Annotated in this window: 19 protein-coding genes; 12 read left to right on the forward strand and 7 right to left on the reverse strand. The window is 63.5% G+C overall.

Going from position 1 to position 20,109, the window contains the following annotated elements; translation table 11 throughout:
* The first annotated feature begins 88 nt into the window (after positions 1-88).
* Genes FJW04_RS27700 through rsmA form a run of 3 tightly spaced genes read left to right on the forward strand, consistent with a single transcriptional unit; the run spans position 89 to position 2,887 of the window.
* Positions 89-1,021 (forward strand): peptidylprolyl isomerase, encoded by a 933-nt coding sequence (locus FJW04_RS27700; RefSeq protein ID WP_181171225.1) that lies wholly within the window; start codon positions 89-91, stop codon positions 1,019-1,021.
* A 13-nt stretch (positions 1,022-1,034) separates the two neighbouring features.
* Positions 1,035-2,051, forward strand: a complete 1,017-nt coding sequence (pdxA, locus tag FJW04_RS27705) for a 4-hydroxythreonine-4-phosphate dehydrogenase PdxA (RefSeq protein WP_181173073.1) — start codon at positions 1,035-1,037, stop codon at positions 2,049-2,051.
* Positions 2,048-2,887, forward strand: coding sequence for a 16S rRNA (adenine(1518)-N(6)/adenine(1519)-N(6))-dimethyltransferase RsmA (rsmA, locus tag FJW04_RS27710; protein ID WP_140717935.1), 840 nt, complete (start codon positions 2,048-2,050; stop codon positions 2,885-2,887). Before pdxA ends, rsmA begins: the two co-directional genes overlap by 4 nt.
* Positions 2,888-2,937: 50 nt before the next feature.
* Here rsmA and gmk read toward each other — a convergent pair whose 3' ends face one another.
* The 7 genes from gmk to fabD form a co-directional block, all read right to left on the reverse strand.
* Positions 2,938-3,594: a guanylate kinase gene (gene gmk, locus FJW04_RS27715; RefSeq protein WP_023773399.1), complete on the reverse strand. Its 657-nt coding sequence runs from the start codon at positions 3,592-3,594 to the stop codon at positions 2,938-2,940.
* A gap of 21 nt (positions 3,595-3,615) precedes the next feature.
* Positions 3,616-4,506, reverse strand: a complete 891-nt coding sequence (locus tag FJW04_RS27720) for a YicC/YloC family endoribonuclease (RefSeq protein WP_140664639.1) — start codon at positions 4,504-4,506, stop codon at positions 3,616-3,618.
* A 160-nt stretch (positions 4,507-4,666) separates the two neighbouring features.
* Positions 4,667-5,947: an endolytic transglycosylase MltG gene (gene mltG / locus FJW04_RS27725; RefSeq protein ID WP_140717937.1), complete on the reverse strand. Its 1,281-nt coding sequence runs from the start codon at positions 5,945-5,947 to the stop codon at positions 4,667-4,669.
* A 102-nt stretch (positions 5,948-6,049) separates the two neighbouring features.
* Positions 6,050-7,312, reverse strand: a complete 1,263-nt coding sequence (gene fabF / locus FJW04_RS27730) for a beta-ketoacyl-ACP synthase II (protein ID WP_023773396.1) — start codon at positions 7,310-7,312, stop codon at positions 6,050-6,052.
* A 34-nt stretch (positions 7,313-7,346) separates the two neighbouring features.
* On the reverse strand, positions 7,347-7,583 hold the full coding sequence (locus FJW04_RS27735) for an acyl carrier protein (RefSeq protein WP_006203723.1): 237 nt from the start codon (positions 7,581-7,583) through the stop codon (positions 7,347-7,349).
* Between the two features lie 211 nt (positions 7,584-7,794).
* Positions 7,795-8,532: a 3-oxoacyl-[acyl-carrier-protein] reductase gene (gene fabG / locus FJW04_RS27740; RefSeq protein ID WP_140617222.1), complete on the reverse strand. Its 738-nt coding sequence runs from the start codon at positions 8,530-8,532 to the stop codon at positions 7,795-7,797.
* Positions 8,533-8,707: 175 nt separating this feature from the next.
* The gene (fabD, locus tag FJW04_RS27745; protein ID WP_140717941.1) at positions 8,708-9,658 is read right to left on the reverse strand and encodes an ACP S-malonyltransferase; all 951 of its coding nucleotides are present in this window, start codon (positions 9,656-9,658) and stop codon (positions 8,708-8,710) included.
* Between the two features lie 243 nt (positions 9,659-9,901).
* On the opposite strand from fabD, the gene FJW04_RS27750 reads away from it, so the two are divergent.
* From FJW04_RS27750 to radA, 9 genes are all read left to right on the forward strand, one after another.
* Positions 9,902-11,863 (forward strand): LTA synthase family protein, encoded by a 1,962-nt coding sequence (locus FJW04_RS27750; RefSeq protein ID WP_140717943.1) that lies wholly within the window; start codon positions 9,902-9,904, stop codon positions 11,861-11,863.
* 573 nt (positions 11,864-12,436) lie between these two features.
* Entirely contained in the window at positions 12,437-12,925 is a 489-nt protein-coding gene (rpsF, locus tag FJW04_RS27755; protein ID WP_015318508.1) for a 30S ribosomal protein S6, read from the forward strand.
* Positions 12,925-13,173, forward strand: a complete 249-nt coding sequence (gene rpsR, locus FJW04_RS27760) for a 30S ribosomal protein S18 (RefSeq protein ID WP_006203718.1) — start codon at positions 12,925-12,927, stop codon at positions 13,171-13,173. Before rpsF ends, rpsR begins: the two co-directional genes overlap by 1 nt.
* 212 nt (positions 13,174-13,385) lie before the next feature.
* The gene (gene rplI, locus FJW04_RS27765; protein WP_140717945.1) at positions 13,386-13,970 is read left to right on the forward strand and encodes a 50S ribosomal protein L9; all 585 of its coding nucleotides are present in this window, start codon (positions 13,386-13,388) and stop codon (positions 13,968-13,970) included.
* Between the two features lie 177 nt (positions 13,971-14,147).
* Positions 14,148-15,440 carry a cyclopropane-fatty-acyl-phospholipid synthase family protein gene (locus FJW04_RS27770; RefSeq protein ID WP_140717947.1) on the forward strand — a complete coding sequence of 431 codons (1,293 nt, stop codon included), beginning with the start codon at positions 14,148-14,150 and terminating at the stop codon, positions 15,438-15,440.
* An 89-nt stretch (positions 15,441-15,529) separates the two neighbouring features.
* Positions 15,530-15,853: a YnfA family protein gene (locus FJW04_RS27775; protein WP_015318511.1), complete on the forward strand. Its 324-nt coding sequence runs from the start codon at positions 15,530-15,532 to the stop codon at positions 15,851-15,853.
* Between the two features lie 3 nt (positions 15,854-15,856).
* Positions 15,857-16,822, forward strand: coding sequence for a small ribosomal subunit Rsm22 family protein (locus FJW04_RS27780; protein ID WP_140717949.1), 966 nt, complete (start codon positions 15,857-15,859; stop codon positions 16,820-16,822).
* Positions 16,823-17,067: 245 nt separating this feature from the next.
* Positions 17,068-18,558 (forward strand): replicative DNA helicase, encoded by a 1,491-nt coding sequence (locus tag FJW04_RS27785; RefSeq protein WP_015318513.1) that lies wholly within the window; start codon positions 17,068-17,070, stop codon positions 18,556-18,558.
* A 139-nt stretch (positions 18,559-18,697) separates the two neighbouring features.
* Positions 18,698-20,101, forward strand: a complete 1,404-nt coding sequence (radA, locus tag FJW04_RS27790) for a DNA repair protein RadA (protein ID WP_140617228.1) — start codon at positions 18,698-18,700, stop codon at positions 20,099-20,101.
* The last annotated feature ends 8 nt before the right edge of the window (positions 20,102-20,109 follow it).

A 20,109-nucleotide genomic window follows, 5' to 3' on the forward strand; every position in this document is an offset into this window, starting at 1 on the left:
GCGGCGACATCGTTTCGCCGCATAGGGCTGGCACGGATTCGCGCATCCGGAAGGGGACGGAACTGGCGGAGCCGGGAATAGAATTGGGATGCCAAGGATGAGGAAATACCTCTTTTCAGCAGGGTTCGCGTTGCTTGTGGCGGCGACATCCGTGTCAATGACCGTCATGACGCCGCCGGCTTTCGCCAGCGAGATCAAATACGTCGTCAACGACATACCGATCACCACCGGTGATATCGCCCATCGTGCCGCCTTCCTGAAGCTGCAGCGCAAAAAGGGGGATGCTGGCCAGGAAATGATCGACCAGACGCTCCGGCTCGCCGAGGCCAGGCGGCTTGGCATCCGCATCAGCGATGCACAGGTCGAGGCCGCCTATCAGCGCTTTGCGACCAACAACAAGATGCAGCGCGGCCAGCTCGACGGCGTCATGGAAAAATCCGGCGTCGGCAAGGACCATTTCAAGGAGTTCATCCGCGCCCAGATGGCCTGGAACCAGGCCTTGAGCGCGCGCTACCGTTCCGGCGAAGGCGGCAGCGTGACCGAACAGGACGCGGTGCGACGCATGCTCGACAAGGGCGGCGCCAAGCCGAGCGCCATGGAATACATGCTGCAGCAGGTCATCTTCGTCGTGCCGGCGGCCGAACGCAGCGCGACGCTGGCCAAGCGCAAGCGCGAGGCCGACGCCATGCGCGCTCGCTTCAACGGCTGCAACACGACGCGCGAGTTCGCCAAGGGCCTGATCGACGTCACGGTTCGTGATCTCGGCCGGGTTCTGGCGCCGCAACTGCCGCCAGACTGGGCCGAGCAGATCAAAGCGACCAAGGTCGGCGGCGCCACCGTTACGCGCGAGACCGAACGCGGCGTCGAATTCATCGGCATCTGCTCGTCGCGCGAAGTGTCCGACGACAAGACCGCCCAGATGGTGTTCCAGAGCGAAGGCTCCAACGACAAGGCCGCCGACGATCTCAGCAAGAAATATGTCGACGAGCTGAAGGCCAAAGCCCGCATCGTCAAGCGCTGACGTGGGTAGCGCGATGACCGCGCTGGCGTTGAGTGTCGGCGACCCATCCGGCATCGGCCTTGAAATAGCCATCGCCGCCTTCCTTGCGCGTGACGCTGTCGGCTTGCCCCCGTTCTATCTGCTGGCCGACCCGGCTGTGGTCACCGCGCGCGCGCGCCACCTTGGCGTTTTGCTGCCCGTCGAGGAGGTGACGCCGGTGCAGGCGATCGAGGTCTTTGGCCACGCCTTGCCGATCGTTCCGCTGACGGCGCGCTTCATCGACAGCCCCGGCCGGCCAGACCCGGCCAATGCGGCCGGCACCGTCGAAGCGATCGACCGTGCGGTCGCCGCCTGCCTTGCCGGTGAGGCCGCCGCAGTCGTGACCTGCCCGATTGCCAAGAAGCCGCTCTATGATGCGGGCTTCCTTTTTCCCGGCCACACCGAATATCTGGCGCATCTCGCGGCTCGGCACAGCGGCGTCGAGGCGATGCCGGTAATGATGCTAGCAGGCCCCGACCTGCGCACGGTTCCCATCACCATCCACATCGCCCTGGCCGAGGTGCCGAAAGTCCTGAGCACCGAATTGATCGTCGCGACCGCGCGCATCACTGCGGCCGACCTTGCCAGCCGCTTCGGCATCGCCAGGCCGCGGCTCGCCATTGCCGGCCTCAATCCGCATGCCGGCGAAGGCGGCTCCATGGGCACGGAAGACGAGCACATCGTGCGCCCGGCGGTCGACATCCTGCGCGCCGAAGGCATCGATGCTTTCGGTCCCCTGCCCGCCGACACGCTGTTCCATGCCCGGGCGCGGGCGGGCTACGACGTGGCGCTTTGCATGTATCACGATCAGGCCTTGATCCCGGCCAAGGCGCTGGCCTTCGACGAGGCGGTCAACGTCACGCTGGGCCTGCCCTTCATCCGCACCTCGCCCGACCATGGCACCGCCTTCGACATCGCCGGCAAGGGCATTGCGCGGCCCGACAGCCTGATCGCGGCGCTGAAGCTCGCCAGAAAACTCGCCGACACCGACGCAAGGGCGGCGGCCGCATGAGCATCGATGGGCTGCCGCCGCTGCGCGACGTCATCGAGCGTCATGGACTGCAGGCGAAAAAGGCGCTTGGGCAGAACTTCCTGCTCGACCTCAATTTGACAGGCAAGATCGCGCGCAGCGCCGGCGACCTGACAAATGCCACGGTGATCGAGGTCGGGCCCGGGCCCGGAGGGCTGACGAGGGCGCTGCTTTCCAACGGCGCCCGCCGGGTCGTCGCCATAGAGCGCGACGAACGCTGCCTGGCAGCGCTTGCCGAAGTCTCGGCTCATTACCCCGGCCGGCTGGAGGTGATTTCGGGCGACGCGCTGAAGACCGACTTCGCCGCCCTCGCCGCGGAGGCGGCTGGAGATAGCGGGCAGGTGCGGATCGTGGCCAATCTGCCCTACAATATCGGCACGGAACTGCTGGTCAGATGGCTGACGGTCACGGACTGGCCGCCCTTCTACGCCTCCATGACATTGATGTTCCAGCGTGAGGTCGCCCAGCGCATCGTCGCAGCGCCCGACAGCGACGCCTATGGCAGGCTGGGTGTGCTCGCTGGCTGGCGCACGCAGGCCAGGATCGCCTTCGACGTGCCGCCTCAGGCCTTCACGCCACCGCCCAAGGTCACCTCTTCGGTGGTGCATCTCGAGCCCCGCGCGACACCCCTGCCCGCCGATGTGAAGAAACTCGCTCGGGTCACGGAAGCCGCCTTCGGCCAACGCCGAAAGATGCTGCGGCAAAGCGTGAAAAGCCTCGGCGGCGAGGCCTTGCTCGAACGAGTGGGGATCGACCCGACACGACGCGCCGAAACGCTTAGCGTCGAGGAGTTCGTGCGGCTGACCAATGCAGTGTAGCTCTGTTCTCGCCGCTCACGCAGGGCTATCCGGGAGAAGGAAAAAAGCGGTCAATCCGTCTTCTCGTCCAGCAAGCCCGACACGAAATCGAAAAGACCTGGCCGGCGGTCGCGGCGCAGCCGCTCTGCCACGACGATGCCGCGCACTTCGGCGAAAGCACGGTCTAGATCGTCGTTGACGATGACGAAGTCATATTCCTTCCAGTGCTCGATCTCGTTGCGGGCGTTCTTCAGCCGCGTCTCGATCACCGCTTCTTGATCCTCGGCGCGGCGCTTCAGCCGCGCCTTCAATTCCTTCATCGACGGAGGCAGGATGAAGATCGAGACGATGTCGGCGCGCATCTTCTCCTTGAGCTGCTGGGCGCCCTGCCAGTCGATGTCGAACAGCATGTCGCGTCCCTGCGCCAGCGCCAGTTCGGCAGGTTCACGCGGCGTCGCATAGCAATTGCCATGCACCTCGGCCCACTCGAGCAGCGCGTCGGAATCACGCAGCCGCTCGAATTCGCGCATCGTGCGGAAATGGTAGTGAACGCCCTCGATTTCCGAGCCGCGGCGAGGCCTTGTGGTGACCGAGACTGACAGTTCGAGGCTGGAATCGCTCTCCAGAAGGTTGCGAGCGATCGTCGACTTGCCGGCACCCGATGGTGACGACAGGACGAGCATCAACCCCCGGCGGCGGATGCGGGACCCCAAATCCCTGGCAACCATCGGTTCCTTGGCAACCATCGGCTACTCCAGATTCTGGACCTGTTCGCGAAACTGGTCGACGACCGCCTTCAGTTCCAGTCCGATCGCGGTGACGGCGGCGGCATTCGACTTCGAACACAGCGTATTCGATTCGCGGTTAAATTCCTGTGCCAGAAAATCGAGCTTGCGGCCAACGGCGCCGCCGCCCTCGAGTAAGGCCCGGCCAGACGCAACATGCGTTTTCAGCCGGTCGATCTCCTCGCGAATATCGGCCTTGGTGGCAAGAAACGCCGCCTCCATGTGCAATCGGCTTGCATCCAGATTGGCGGATGCATCCATCAACAGCCTGACCTGCTCGGCGATGTGTTCGCGGATCGCCGCCGTATCGCGCGACGGATCCGCTTCCGCGCGCAGGGTCAGTGTCTCGATGACGTCGATATGACCGGACAAAAGCAGAGCCAATGCGGCACCTTCGCCTTGCCGGGCCTGTTCCAGGCCGTTCAGCGCCACGTCGAGCGCGGCCATGATGGCGGTGTCGAGCGCGGCCCGCGCCTCGTCGGTTTCGATGGTTTCGGGAACGTCGAGCACACCACGCAGCGACAGCAAACCGTCAGCCGTTGCGGGCGCGACGCCGAACTGTTCCTGCAATCGCTTGGCCAGGCCGGCGAGATCTTTCAAAAACACCTCGTTGACGACTGGTTGCGCCTGCGCGCCGGCTGCACGGCCGATGGTCAACGTCGCCTGGAAGTTGCCGCGCGCGAAACGCTTCTGCAGCGTTTGCCGAAGCACAGGCTCCAACCGCTCGAACCCCTGAGGCAGCCGCAACCGCACCTCGACGCTCTTGCCGTTGACGGATTTGACTTCCCAGGCAATGGAGGTGCCGTCATGCTCGGCGACGGCGCGCGCAAAACCGGTCATGCTCTGCAAATTCATGTCGCCTGCACATCCCTGGCGCCTCACCCCGAAACCGGTTTTCCGGAGGGACGAGTGCGGCTTAACTTAAAATGACCATTCCGCGAATACGTCGAAATTAGACGCCTGGCGTTCCTTCAAATGTCAGGCCGCCGCCGTCCAGGCAACGCTTTTCTTCGCCTTACTGGGCCGCGCCCGCATCACCGCCAGCATCGCCATTGTCGCCATCGATGCCGCTGTCAATGGCAGGCTTCTCGTCAGCTGGCTTGTCGTCAGCAGGCTTGTCGGCACTGCCGCTGGCACCGGCGGCAGCAGCGGCCTTGGCTGCCTCATCGGCCTGCTTCTTCTGCAGCGCGCGATAGCGGGCGACGTTTTCATTATGCTCGTTCAGCGTCGAGGCAAAGACGTGACCGCCCGTGCCGTCGGCGACGAAATAGAGATCGTCGGTCTTCGACGGGTTGGCCACGGCCTCGAGGGCCGCGCGGCCTGGATTGGCGATGGGCGTCGGCGGCAAGCCGCTGATCACATAGGTGTTGTAAGGCGTCTGCTTCTGGATGTCGGACTGATAGATCGGGCGATCCGCCGGCTTGCCCTTGCCGCCAAACAGACCGTAGATGATGGTCGGATCGGACTGCAGGCGCATGCCCTTGGCCAACCGGTTCAGGAAGACGGCGGCCACGCGCGAGCGTTCGTCGCCCTTGCCGGTTTCCTTCTCGACGATCGAGGCCAGGGTGACAAAGTCCTCGACGCTGGCCAGGGGCAGATCCGGCGCGCGCCGCTGCCACACCTCATCGACCAGTTTCTTCTGATCGGCGAGCAGCTTGTCGACCATCTGCTGACGCGTTGCGCCACGCGTGAAGCGCAGCGTGTCGGTGGCAAGGCTGCCTTCAGGGGGTGTCTTCGCCGGCATATCGCCGCTCAAAGCCGGTTCGTCGGCGATGCGCTGCAAGGCCTGCTCGACCGTCAGCCCCTCGGGAATAGTCAGCGAATACATCACCGACTTGCCGCTCTTCAGCAGTTCCATGATGTCGCGCATGGATGCCCTGGGCTTGATCTCGTACTCACCGGCCTTGAGCGCGGAATCGTTGCCGAAGGCACGCACCCCGAGGCGGAATACGCGGGCGTCGCTGATCAATCCGCGGCGCTCGAGCTGGTCGGCAATGTCCTGGACGCCGGTGCTGGGCTTGACGAGGAAAGTGTCGCCATTGGCGGATGGGCCGGGTTCGGTAAACTCCTGCTTGCCGAAATAGAGGGCCACGCCCGCCGCCAGAACGATCAGCATCACCGCCGAGATGACGAAGTTCATGAACACGACGACCTGGCTGCGCGAAGCACGCGAGCGTTTCGGCGGCGGTGTTCCGGCTTCCGGCCGCAAGGCTTCGCTGGCCGTCTTCGGCACGATCGGCCCGGTGTTCGCCGGCCTTTGCCCGAATTCTCCGTTGCCCGACGGATTAGTGTTCATGTCGCCCTACCGTTCGATCTCTCAACGAATCCCCTGCGGCAGAGTAGGGGCGAATATGGCAAAATTGACGACACGCCAAAGCATTGCCCGGTAACCGGACCGTCAGCCATTATACCGCTGGAAGACGAGCGAGGCGTTGGTGCCACCGAAGCCGAAGGAATTGGACAGTGCCACGTCGATCTGGCGGGCGCGTGGCTTGTTCGGCACCAGGTCGATAGCGGTTTCGCGTTCTGGATTGTCGAGATTGATGGTCGCCGGTGCGATATTGTCGCGGATGGCGAGGATCGAAAAGATCGCTTCGGCCGCGCCTGCCGCTCCCAGCAAATGGCCGATCGACGACTTGGTCGACGACATCGAAATCTTCGACGCCGCATCGCCGACCAGCCGCTCGACGGCGCCGAGTTCGATCGTATCGGCCATGGTCGAGGTGCCGTGCGCATTGATGTAGTCGACATCGGCCGGCGTAAGCTTTGCCCGGTTCAACGCCGCCGTCATGCAACGGAAAGCGCCATCGCCATCTTCAGCCGGTGCGGTAATGTGATAGGCGTCGCCGGTCAGGCCGTAGCCGGTCACCTCGGCATAGATCTTGGCGCCGCGCGCCTTGGCATGCTCAAGCTCCTCCAGCACGAGGACGCCGGCGCCCTCGCCCATGACGAAACCGTCACGGTCACGGTCATAGGGCCGCGAGGCCGTTTGCGGGGTATCGTTGCGCTCGGTCGACAGCGCCCGGCATGCGGCGAAGCCGGCGAGCGACAGCCGGGTCACCGGCGATTCGGCGCCGCCAGCCAGCATGATGTCGGCATCGCCGAAGATGATCAGCCGGGCGGCGTCGCCAATGGCGTGCGCGCCGGTCGAGCAAGCGGTGACGACAGCGTGGTTGGGGCCTTTCAACCCGTGCCGGATCGAAACCTGGCCCGACACGAGATTGATGATGTTTCCGGGAATGAAGAACGGGCTGATGCGTCGCGGGCCGCGTTCCTTGAGGATGATCGCGTTCTCGGCGATGCCCTCAAGACCGCCGATACCGGAGCCGATCAGCACACCGGTGGCGCAACGCTCCTCCTCGGTTGAAGGCTGCCAGCCGGAATCCTTCAGCGCTTCATCGGCGGCCGCGATCCCGTACAGGATGAAGTCGCCGATCTTGCGGAGTTCCTTCGGCTCAAGAATGGCTTCGGGATTGAGCGTGCCGTTGGAGCCGTCGCCGCGCGGAATGACGTGGGCGATCTTGCAGGCAAGATCGTCCACCTCGAACTCGGTGACGCGCTTGGCAGCGCTGCGGCCGGTCAGCAGTTCCTTCCAGCCGTGCTCGAAGCCCATACCGAACGGCGAAACCAGGCCAAGGCCCGTGACGACGACACGCCTCATCGCAGGTCCTCCCCGGTGACGACTGCGAAAAGCGTCAGGCCGAAGCCTTGTCGATGTACTTCACCGCATCGCCGACCGTCAGGATGGTCTCGGCCGCGTCATCGGGGATCTCGACGCCGAATTCTTCTTCAAACGCCATGACGAGTTCAACCGTGTCGAGGCTGTCAGCGCCCAGATCATCGATGAAGCTCGCCTGCTCCGTCACTTTGTCGGCATCGACGCCAAGGTGCTCGATGACGATCTTCTTGACGCGCTCTGCGGTGTCACTCATTTGGGCATCCTCGTCTATTGTTTGTCTGTCTTCGTTAGCGGGCGGAATGCCGCTAATCAAGCTGAAAGATGGTCCTGCCGGAAACGCAACGGCCACGGACCGGTTTTTGCCCGAACCGCCGGGTTGCGGGCCGCATTACACGAAAAATAGCCGAGGTCCAAGCCGAAATGGTGGGTTTTCACAGCCCGTCGGCGTTGCTGTCGGGCCTCGCTCAGATCATCGCCATACCGCCATTCACATGTATGGTCTGCCCGGTTACGTAGGCGGCCTCGTTCGAAGCCAGATAAGCAACGGCGGACGCCACTTCGGCACTGGTGCCCATGCGCTTGGTGGGGATCGCCGCCATGATCGCCTCTTTCTGCTTGTCATTGAGCTTGTCGGTCATCGCCGATTCGATGAAGCCCGGCGCGACGCAGTTGACGGTGATGTTGCGGGTGGCGATCTCCTGCGCCAGCGATTTGGACAAGCCGATCATGCCGGCCTTGGAGGCGCAGTAATTCGCCTGGCCGGGATTGCCGGTCACCCCGACCACCGAAGTGATGTTGATGATGCGGCCATGGCGGCGGCGCATCATCGGGTGAGTGAGTTCACGGGTCAGCCGGAAAACGGCGGTGAGATTGACCTCCATCACCGTATCCCAGTCGGCGTCCGACATGCGCACGAACAGGCCGTCCTTGGTGATGCCGGCATTGTTGACCAGGATGTCGACGCCCTCGAGATCGGCCTCCGCCTTCTGGCCGAGTGCCTTGACCTCGTCACGGTTCGACAGGTTGGCCGGGAACAGCTTGACCCGGTCGCCCAATTCGGAGGCCAGCGTCTCCAGTTTCTCAACGCGCGTGCCGTGCAGGCCGACGGTCGCGCCTTGCGCATGCAACACCCTGGCGATCGCCTCGCCGATGCCCCCCGATGCGCCGGTGACAAGCGCCTTGCGGCCGGTCAGTTCGAACATCTCTTGTCCTCTTCTCAAATCGTACGGACGGTTATCGATAAACATCACCCGATGGCCAATCGTTACCACCAGAATGACCAGACGCTTGTCCTTTACATCGCAGATTACGCGGTAATCCCCAATCCGATATCTCCAAAAAGTCGTCAAAGAAGATGTCGGCGGCGAAGAATTCAAGTCACAGCGCAGCCACAGCCGCCTCGACCTCGGCTGCGGAACCCACGGAGGCGGTGGCGATGTCGCGGTTGATGCGACGAGCCAGTCCTGAAAGCACCTTGCCGGCACCGATCTCGTAAAGCGTGGTGACGCCGTTGGCGCCGAACCACTCCACCGTTTCGCGCCAGCGGACGCGACCGGTCACCTGCTCGACCAGCCGCCCGGCGATCCCGTCGGGATCGGTCGACGGCTGCACCGATACGTTGGACACCACGGGAACGATTGGCGCGGTCTTTGTCACGCCGGCAAGTGCCTCGCGCATGACATTGGCGGCCGGCGTCATCAGCGCGGAATGGAAGGGCGCCGAAACCTGCAGCATCAGCGCCCGTTTGGCGCCTTTTTCGGTGCACAGTTTCGCTGCCAGTTCAACCGCCGCCTTCGCCCCTGATATGACCAGTTGGCCGCCGCCATTGTCGTTCGCCACCTGGCAGACGGCCCCCTTGCCGGCCCCAAGGGCGGCCTCAGCACAGGCGGCTTCGACATCGGCCTGCTCCAACCCGATGATCGCCGCCATGGCGCCCTCGCCGGCCGGCACCGCTGCCTGCATGGCGTTGCCGCGGATGCGCAGCAGGCGGGCGGCATCGGCAACGGAAACGAAGCCGGCGGCGGCGAGTGCCGAATATTCGCCCAGCGAATGGCCGGCGACATAAGCGACCTTGTCCTTCAGCGAGAAGCCGCGCGATTCCAGCGCCTTGATGGCGGCAAGCGACACCGCCATCAGCGCCGGCTGCGCGTTGGCCGTCAGCGTCAGCGTCTCTTCGGGACCTTCCCAGATCAGCTTCGACAGGTTTTCGCCGAGCGCGTCATCGACTTCCTGGAAAATCCTGCGTGCCTCGGGAAAGGCATCGGCAAGATCCTTGCCCATGCCGACAGCCTGGCTACCCTGTCCCGGAAAGGTGAATGCAACGGCCATGCGAGGGCTCCCCTGACTGGTTTTGCTTGCCTGATACTACGAATTTTCCCTGCCTGTGACGCAAGGCAGGCCGCCAAGTCAAGCCACTTCAGCCCACGCCGATGGGCCTATCCCCGCGCGAGTGCCTGTTCCGAAAGGCTTTTTGGCGATCACACCTGATGAAAACCGCTCACGAATCGTTCGCTGGCTCTTCTTATTTCCGCCACAGGCGCTAGCTTTGCGTGACAATTATATGACAATCGAATGACGTGGGTTGTCTTTGGGCGGGAAGTTGAAGTGGCAAAGAGTTTCAAACGTGCCGGCAACGCGGCGCCGCAGTTCCTGGAAGACGATCCGTCCACCGGCTATCTGCCGGGCCGTAGATGGCCTGTTGTCCGCTACGGGCTGATCAGCCTGGCGATCTCGGCCGTCTTGGTGTTCGCCATCGAACTGATCGTGCGCGGTGATGTCGCCGGCACCGTTTCCTTCTTCCTGCAGCCGTTCAAGCCGGGCTGGACAACTATCGTCGTCTTCGCGCTGGTCCTGATCGGTCTCGACGCGGTGCTCGGCCGCAGCCATCAGAGCCTGATGATCGTCGCGCCGCTGACCTTGTCGCTGGCCTTTGTCGGCCACCAGAAGTCGTATTATCTCGGCGATCCGCTCTACCCGACGGATTTCCTCTACGCCCGCCAGATCTTCGCCCTGCTGCCGCTCTTGGTGCGCGAGCGGCCAATGACAGCGCTGGCCATGGTCGCGGGCATCGTCGCCGGCCTGTCCCTGCTCGTCTACGGCTGGCGGCTATGGCGCCGCAAGGTTCCGGCCCTCAGCCGCAAGGGCCGCCTTGCCCGGCTGACGCTGGCGGTGCCGCTGCTCGCCTTCTTCGTCTCGATCATGGATTACGCCACCTTCTCGTGGACCAGGGACCGGCTGCAGATCATCCCGATCATGTGGGACCAGAAGGAAAACTACGCCTCCAACGGCTTCGCGCTCGCCTTCGCGCTCAACGTGCCGATGGCGCATGTCTCGGCACCGCCGGGCTATTCCGACAAGGCGATCGCGGCGATCGAGCGGCCCGAGGTGACCGCCTCGGTGCCGGCCCAGAAGCCGGACATCATCATCGTCATGAGCGAATCCTTCTGGGATCCAACCAAGCTGCCCGGAGTCACCATCACTCCCGATCCGATGCCCAATGTGCGGGCGCTCCGATCGGGCTCGATGTTCTCGCCCGAATTCGGCGGCATGACCGCCAACATCGAATTCGAAGCGCTGACCGGCTTTTCCAATGCTTTCCTGCCGGCCGGCAGCATCCCCTACCAGCAATATGTCCGCACCCCGACGCCGTCGATGGCGACCTTCCTGAAAAGCCAAGGCTACAGGGCACGCGCCATCCATCCAGGCACGAACTGGTTCTGGAACCGCGGCGCGGTCTATGCCGATTTCGGTTTCAACGACTTCAAATCGGAAGAGACGCTGCCGCCCATGGAAAAGCGCGGACCGCTGGCATCCGACGCGGCGATGACCGACGAGATCATACGCGAAGCGGACGCCAGCGAGGACCCGGTGTTCTTCTTCGCCGTCAGTCTGCAGAACCACGGCCCCTATGAACCGAACCGTTATTCGAATCCGACCCATTCGGTGCAAGCGCCGATCAGCCAGTGGGCGCGCGACTCGCTGCTCTCCTACGCCGAAGGTTCAGCCGACGCGGACCGCGGCCTTGAACGGCTGATCGAATGGGCCAAGAGGCGCGAGCGGCCCACGATTGTCGCCTTTTTCGGTGACCACCTGCCGCCGCTCGGACCGGTCTATGTCGAGACCGGCTTCCTGAAGGACAACGTCGCGCCGCGCAAGGAACCGACGCCGGAAGCCGCCCTCGAACATCACGCGACACCGCTGATCATCTGGTCGAACCGCTCCGGCCCGGTCGAGAATCTGGGCACGGTCAGCCCCGCGTTCCTGCCCTATCATATCCTCACCGCCGCCGGCATCACCCACCCTTACTACACCGGTTTCCTGGGCGAGATGCGGGAGCGCTATCGCGTCGTCGACCGCAACCTGCTGCTCACGCCGGCCGGGGCGGCCACGCCAGACTGGTCGCGTCAGAAAGAGATTGACCCGGCGATCCGCGACTTCCGGCTGATCCAGTACGACATGATGTTCGGCAAGCGCCATGCCGCGCCCGACTTCTTCCCCGAAACGGTCGACAAGATCGTCGCCCATACGAGTTGAGCCGATCGGCGGGCGCTTAATTTCCCTGCCGCCCGCCTTCGGAGCAGCCGCTCAGTTCGTCAATTGCAGCTTCGAAAATTTGTTGGCGATCGGCAGAGAAACACGTTCGGCAGCTTGGCCGGATCGTTGATGGCACAACGCTGGGATTCGAGGCGGAGGCGCTGTAATGGGTGCGGTTGGCGACCGTTGACGGCGTGGCTCAACCCTGTGCGACCTGACATTGCGGTTAAGGGCCGGTTGCCGGGAAAATCGCCGGCCTGCCGGGCGCTGCCACGTGGGTTCCTGCGGCCTGCGACATCAGGGATGCCGCTTGCCCTTGCTTTATCAGCGGATTGCTTTATAGACGCCGCCAATCTGCCGGTCCCAGCTGGGGGCTGAACGGAGGGCCGGAGGTTTTTTCGAGAACCTTCGTGTGAAGCCAGAAGCGTTTCCGCCTCCCGTGTCTCCGCTCTCGACCGTCTCGTCATGCTCCTTTCTTCCCCGCGCCTTTCGAGGCACATGCGGGTCAGAGAAGTTGCAGAGGCTTTTGCCGCCGGGAACCGGGAGAGAAACGAAGAAAGGCACCAAGACATAATGGCTCTTTACGAACATGTGTTTCTTGCCCGGCAGGACCTCTCGCAGCAGCAGGTCGATGCGCTTGTCGAACAGTACAAGGGCGTCATCTCAGCGAATGGCGGGTCTGTCGGCCGGGTCGAGAACTGGGGACTGAAGTCCCTCACCTACCGGGTCAACAAGAACCGGAAGGCATACTACACGCTGATGGACCTCACCTGCCCGCCGGCAGCGCTCAACGAGATGGAGCGCCAGATGGGTCTGTCCGAGGACGTGCTGCGCTTCCTGACCATCAAGGTCGAGGCGCATGAGGAAGGCCCTTCGGCCATGATGCAGAAGCGCGAAGAGCGCTCCGAGCGCGGTGGCTTTGGCGATCGCGACCGTGGCGATCGGCCGGCCCGCAGCTTCGGCGACCGCGGCGATCGTGGCCCGCGTTCGTTCGGCGATCGCGAAGGCGGCGACCGTGGTCCGCGCCGTCCGCGCGAAGGTTTTGAAGGGGGTGCAGAATAATGGTCGACATCAACCAGATCCCGACCCGGCGCCCTTTCCATCGCCGCCGCAAGACCTGCCCGTTCTCCGGCGCCAACGCCCCGAAGATCGACTACAAGGACGTGCGTCTTTTGCAGCGCTACATTTCCGAGCGCGGCAAGATCGTGCCGTCGCGCATCACCGCCGTCAGCCAGAAGAAGCAGCGCGAGCTCGCCAAGGCGATCAAGCGCGCCCGTTTCCTCGGCCTTCTGCCCTACGTGGTTCGCTAAGTCTTCCGAACGGGCGGTTCGCCGCCCGTTCCTTTCACCGGCCATGACGGGCATGACCGGTTAGCATCAAATCCCGAGTTGAGGTCAAACCTCTAACTGCCGCGACAGGCAGGACAGCGACACCGGCGGCAACGCCCTTTTGCTTCCTGACCTGTTCCAAAGAATTCGGCGTCGGCCTTGTGGACGGACGCCCAACCAAAAGGAACATAATCATGGACGTCATCCTTCTCGAACGCGTCTCCCGCCTCGGCCAGATGGGCGATACCGTCAAGGTCAAGGACGGTTTTGCCCGCAACTTCCTGCTGCCGCAGGGCAAGGCGTTGCGCGCCAACGAAGCCAATAAGAAGAAGTTCGAAGGCCAGCGCGCCCAGCTCGAAGCCCGCAACCTCGAGCGCAAGTCGGAAGCCGCAGAGGTTGCCGAAAAGCTGGACGGCAAGAGCTTCATCGCCGTTCGCTCGGCCGGTGAGACCGGTCAGCTCTACGGTTCGGTGTCGACGCGCGATATCGCCGACCTGCTGACCGCGGAAGGCTTCACGGTCAACCGCAACCAGATCCAGCTCAACCAGCCAATCAAGACCATCGGCGTCACCAATGTGGCAATCGCGCTGCATCCGGAAGTCGAAGTCACCATCACGCTCAACATCGCCCGCACGGCTGACGAAGCCGAGCGCCAGGCCAAGGGCGAGACGCTGACCACCGCCGAAGCCATTTATGGCGACGACATCAACGACAATGCGCGGCCGGAAAACTTCTTCGATCCGAATGCCGAGTTCGAAGACGGCGAAGAAAACGCCTGATCACATACGCTCCGAGCGCCGGACCGGCGCTCCGATCGTGCTGTCGATTTCCAGTCATTTCTGGACCAATGCCCGGGCCTCTCGCCCGGGCATTTTTGTGCCAAAAGGAACTTTTCGAAACCCTATATATTGATGCAGAGTAGGACAGCCTGTCTGACCGTGAGGGGACACCGGACCATGAATATTCTGTTGAAGCGCGTTCTCGACCGCCTGGTGCGCACGGGCAGCCTCAAGGTAACCGGGCCGAAGGGCACGACGTTCATCTTCGGCGACGGCAGCGGCGAGCCGGTGCACATGCACATCAAGACCAGGCATGCCGAGCGCGCCATCACCTTCGATCCGATGCTGGCGGTGCCTGAATCCTACATGGACGGCGAGCTGGACATTCTCGAAGGCGGCGTGCTCGGACTGATGCGCATTGCCTTCCAGAACATGGGCAGCGGCGGCATCGACGCGACATGGTCGAAAGCCATAGAGGGCCTGCGCCACGCCTTCCGTCGCCTGCAGCAGATCAACACCGCCGCGCGCTCGCGCCGCAACGTGCAGCGCCACTACGATCTGTCGGGTGAGCTTTACCGGCTCTTCCTCGATGAGGACATGCAGTATTCCTGTGCCTATTTCGAGCAGCCGGACATGACGCTCGACGAGGCGCAGGCCGCCAAGAAACGTCATATCGCCGCCAAGCTCAGGCTGAAGGCCGGCCAGACGGTGCTCGACATCGGCTCCGGCTGGGGCGGGCTCGGCCTCTATCTGGCCAAGGCCTTCGATGTCGACGTGCAGGGCGTGACGCTGTCGACGGAACAGCATGGCGTCGCCACCGACCGGGCCCACGCGCAAGGGCTGGAAAACCACGTCCATTTCGAACTGAAGGATTATCGCGAGCTCAACGAACGCTTCGACCGCATTGTCTCGGTCGGCATGTTCGAGCATGTCGGGGTCAACCATTACCGCACCTTCTTCGACAAGGCGGCAACATTGCTGAAGCCTGATGGCGTCATGCTTTTGCACACGATCGGCCGCTCCGGCGTGCCGTGGGCGACCAGCGCCTTCATCCGCAAGTATATTTTCCCGGGCGGCTACATCCCGGCGATGTCCGAGGTGCTGCCGGCGATCGAGAAGTCCGGCCTCGTGGTCACCGACGTCGAGATCCTGCGGCTCCATTATGCCGACACGCTGAAGCATTGGGGCCTGCGCTTCGCCGCCAACCGCGACAAGGCAAAGGCGATCTATGACGAACGCTTCTGCCGCATGTGGGAGTTCTATCTGGCTGCCTCGGAAGCTGCCTTCCGTTGGCAGGACTTGGTGATTTTCCAGTTCCAGATCACCAAGAAGAACGACACGCTGCCGATGACGCGCGACTATATGGCCAAATGCGAGAAGGCGCTGGAGTTGCGCGACATGGGCCGCCGCGAGGCGGCTCCTGTCGAGAAGTCCGCCAAGCCCGCCCGCCGACGCAAGGTGGCGGAATAGGAACAGCGCTGACAGGACGCATTATTGGCGCTTGCCATTATAGGCTCCTGCCCCGAAAAAGGCCTCGTGATCGTCGCGAGGCCTTTTTTATGACCTATCTCCTCTACACAGCCGCGGCGCTTGCCGAGATCGCCGGCTGCTTTTCGGTGTGGGCGTGGTGGCGGCTGGAGAAGTCGCCGCTCTGGCTGCTGCCTGGCTTTGCCTCTCTGATTGTGTTCGCCTGGCTTCTGGCGTTGGTCGACACCAATGCAGCCGGCCGCGCCTATGCCGCTTATGGCGGTATCTACATCGCTGCCTCGCTCGCCTGGTTGTGGCTGGCCGACGGCGTGCGGCCCGATCGCTGGGACCTTGCCGGCGCGGCGCTCTGCATGGCCGGCGCCTCGATTATCCTGCTTGCACCCAGGGGGGCATAGGCCATGGAGCTGCCGGCCGCTCTTCGACAGGGTGTCGATCGCCTTTTGGAAAAGGTGGCGCTGCCGGACCTGAAGCAAGCGGCAAAAACCCTGTCCGACCGCTACCGCGCCGAATTGCGCGACGGTCGCCTGCATATGGCGCAGGACATGGCGGTCAAGGCCTATCTGGCGACGCGCATGCCGGCGACCTACGCCGCGGTCCGCGCCAGCCTCGATGCGCTCGCCGAAGCCCGGCCGGATTTCGCACCCGCGACGTTGCTCGACGTCGGCGCCGGTCCCGGCACCGTGCTTTGGGCCACCAGTGATCTCTGGCCTGAACTGGAACTGGCCACGCTGCTTGAGGCGAGTGCCGCGGTGCGCAAGGTCGGTGAGACGCTTGCCGCCGATGCGATCACGGCCCGGACCGTCTGGCGGGCCGGTGATGTCACGACCGACATTGCCGACCTGCAGTCCGCCGACCTCGTCACATGCGCCTATGTGCTGGACGAGATCGCGCCGGCGGCCCTGCCCAAAATGGTCGACCGGCTTTGGCAACTCACCAAGGACACACTGTTGATCGTCGAGCCGGGCACGCCGGCGGGCTGGCTGCGCATTCTAGCTGTACGCGCACAATTGATCGCGGCCGGCGCGCATGTGCTGGCGCCCTGTCCGCACGACGCGCCCTGCCCGCTCAACCCGCCGGACTGGTGCCACTTTTCCCGCCGCGTAGCCCGCTCGCGCCTGCACCGCCTGGCCAAAGAGGCGGAAGTACCGTGGGAAGATGAGAAATTCATCTATGTCGCCGCTTCGCGCCAGCCGGCTGCCTTCCACGCCGCGCGGATCGTCGCGCCGCCGAAATCCGGTTCCGGCAAGGTCGTGCTCAAGCTTTGCGAGGCAAATGGCAGCGCCGGCGAAAGGCTCTTCACCAAGCGCGACGGTGACGCGTTCAAGGTGGCGCGGCGGGCGGATTGGGGCGATGCACTGGCATGAGGATGAAAGAGACACGACAGCCTCGCAATCCGGTGTCGCCAGCGCTCACTTTCCTGTTTTGTTCTCCTGCGAGAAACGCTAAGTTCCCAACTCTCGATTCGAGTCAATTGCGATTCTTTCCACGGAAAAATTTTGGCTGTGAATCGCGAGTACCAAAGCCGCTTCTTCACGGGCTGTTGCAGATAAGTCAGCACTGACTTGTCCAGTTCTGATATCGACAGACGGGGATCGAAATCGGGGACATCATGGCAGAGGCAGCACGAAAATTCGGCGTGGCGGAGCAACCGCTCTATCGCGAATCGCCCAACAACATCGAGGCCGAGCAGGCGCTGCTTGGCGCTATACTTGTCAACAACGATGCCTTCTACCGGGTGTCCGACTTCCTGAAGTCTGGCCATTTCTACGAACCCCTGCACCGCAAGATCTTCGATGTCGCGGCCGAGCTGATCCGCATGGGTAAGGCGGCGACGCCGATCACGCTGAAGACCTTCCTGCCGGCCGACGAAAAGGTCGGCGATATGACGGTGGCGCAGTATGTGGTGCGGCTGGCGGTGGAAGCCGTCACCGTCGTCAACGCCACCGACTACGGTCGCGCCATTTATGATCTGGCGACGCGCCGGGCGTTGATCACCGTCGGCGAGGACATGGTCAACATCGCTTATGACGCCCCTGTCGACATGTCGCCTTCCGAACAGATCGAGGACGCGGAGCGCCGCCTGTTCGAGCTGGCCGAGACCGGGCGCTATGACGGCGGCTTCGAGAGCTTCACCGACGCGGTCAAGACCGCGGTCGACATGGCCAACGCCGCCTATATGCGTGACGGCGGTCTGTCGGGCCTCGCCACCGGCATGCGCGATCTCGACCGCCGTATGGGCGGCCTGCAGTCGTCCGATTTGATCATCATCGCCGGCCGTCCAGGCATGGGCAAGACATCACTCGCCACCAACATCGCCTTCAACATTGCCGAGATGTATGAGCCGGCGCAGCAGGCCGATGGCTCATTCAAGGCGGCCAATGGCGGCGTGGTCGGTTTTTTCTCGCTCGAAATGTCGTCCGAACAGCTGGCAACCCGCATCATTTCCGAACAGACGGAAATTTCGTCCTCCAAGATCCGCCGTGGCGAAATCAGCGAAATGGACTTCGAAAAGCTGGTCGCCTGTTCGCAGACCATGCAGAAGATCCCGCTGTTCATCGACCAGACCGGCGGTATTTCCATTGCCCAGTTGTCTGCCCGCGCGCGTCGTCTGAAGCGCCAGCGCGGCCTGGATCTGATCGTCATCGACTATATTCAGCTGATGCAGGGCTCATCCGCCAAGTCTTCGCAGAACCGCGTGCAGGAAATCACCGAGATCACCACGGGCCTGAAGGCGCTGGCCAAGGAACTGGCCGTGCCGATCATCGCGCTGTCGCAGCTGTCGCGTCAGGTCGAAAGCCGCGACGACAAGCGTCCGCAGCTCTCCGACCTGCGCGAATCCGGTTCGATCGAGCAGGACGCCGACGTCGTCATCTTCGTCTATCGCGAGGAATATTACCTCAAGAACCGCGAGCCGAAGCTCGGCACCGAGGAATACGTCAAGTGGGAAAACGAGATGAACGAGATGCGCGGCAAGGCCGAGGTGATCGTGGCCAAGCAGCGCCATGGGCCGACGGGCTCTGTCACGCTTGCCTTCCACGGCGAATTCACCCGCTTCTCCGATCTCGCGGAAGAGCACCATATCGCGGAAAGGTTTGAGTAGCCCCTTGCCAGCGACCTCGATAGCCGTAACGGGTCTCGGCGCTCTGCGGCGCCCCCCTCTGTCATGCCGGACGTCCCGCCCGCACGGGGGGAGATTGGCTGTCGCGCGCGGCGCCCGCCAGAGGGCGGGAAGGTAAAGCGTGGTCAAATCCCGCGTCCAGTTCATCTGCCAGAATTGCGGTTCGGTGCATCAGCGCTGGGCCGGCAAATGCGATGCCTGCGGCGAGTGGAACACGCTGGTCGAGGAAGGCACATCTGGCGGCATCGGCTCGGGTCCTGCCAACACGCGCAACGCCCGCAAGGGCCGCGCGGTGGTGCTGACCACACTTTCAGGCGATATCGAGGACGCGCCGCGCATCATCTCAGGTATCGGCGAACTCGACCGCGCCACCGGTGGCGGTTTCGTTCGGGGCTCTGCACTTCTGGTCGGCGGCGATCCCGGTATCGGCAAATCGACGCTGCTCACCCAGGCCGCGGCCGCACTTGCCTCCAAGGGCCATCGCATCGTCTATGTCTCGGGCGAAGAGGCAGTTGCCCAGATCAGGCTGCGTGCGCAGAGGCTCGGCGTCGCATCGGCGCCGGTGGAACTCGCGGCCGAGACCAATGTCGAGGATATCCTCGCCACGATCGCCGACGGCAAGCGGCCCGATCTGGTCATCCTCGATTCGATCCAGACACTGTGGACCGACTTGGCCGATTCGGCGCCAGGTACCGTCACACAAGTGCGCGCCGCGGCGCAGGCGATGATCCGCTACGCGAAATCCACGGGTGCCGCGATCGTGCTGGTCGGCCATGTCACCAAAGAAGGCCAGATCGCGGGTCCGCGCGTGGTCGAGCACATGGTCGATGGCGTGCTCTATTTCGAGGGCGAAGGCGGCCACCACTTCCGTATCCTGCGCACGGTGAAGAACCGCTTCGGACCGACCGACGAGATCGGGGTCTTCGAAATGTCGGACAAAGGTCTGCGCGAGGTCTCCAATCCATCCGAGCTTTTCCTTGGCGAACGGCACGCGAAATCACCGGGAGCAGCGGTTTTCGCCGGCATGGAAGGTACAAGGCCGGTTCTGGTCGAAATCCAGGCGCTGGTCGCGGCCTCCTCGCTCGGCACGCCGCGCCGGGCGGTGGTCGGCTGGGACGGCGCGCGGCTGTCGATGATCCTGGCAGTGCTGGAGGCGCATTGCGGTGTGCGTTTCGGGCAGCATGACGTCTACCTCAACGTCGCCGGCGGCTACCGCATCAGCGAGCCGGCGGCCGATCTCGCGGTCGCAGCCGCACTGGTTTCCTCGCTCACTGGTCTTGCCCTCCCCGCCGATTGCGTCTATTTCGGCGAAATCAGCCTTTCGGGCGCGGTGAGGCCGGTTGCGCATGCGCAGCAGCGTCTCAAGGAAGCCGAAAAACTGGGTTTTGGTAGCGCGGTTCTGCCCTTGGGCAGCGAGGAACTTGCTGGGGGGATTGGGGCCGGCGCTTTCCAGCCCACCGAGCTTGCCGACCTCGTGGCGCGCATAGCCGGCTCACGGCGCAGCCGTGCCGACGATGAAGAATGACGCGGCTC

The sequence above is a fragment of the Mesorhizobium sp. B2-7-3 genome (assembly GCF_006440715.1).
GTDB classification, from domain to species: Bacteria; Pseudomonadota; Alphaproteobacteria; order Rhizobiales; family Rhizobiaceae; genus Mesorhizobium; species Mesorhizobium australicum.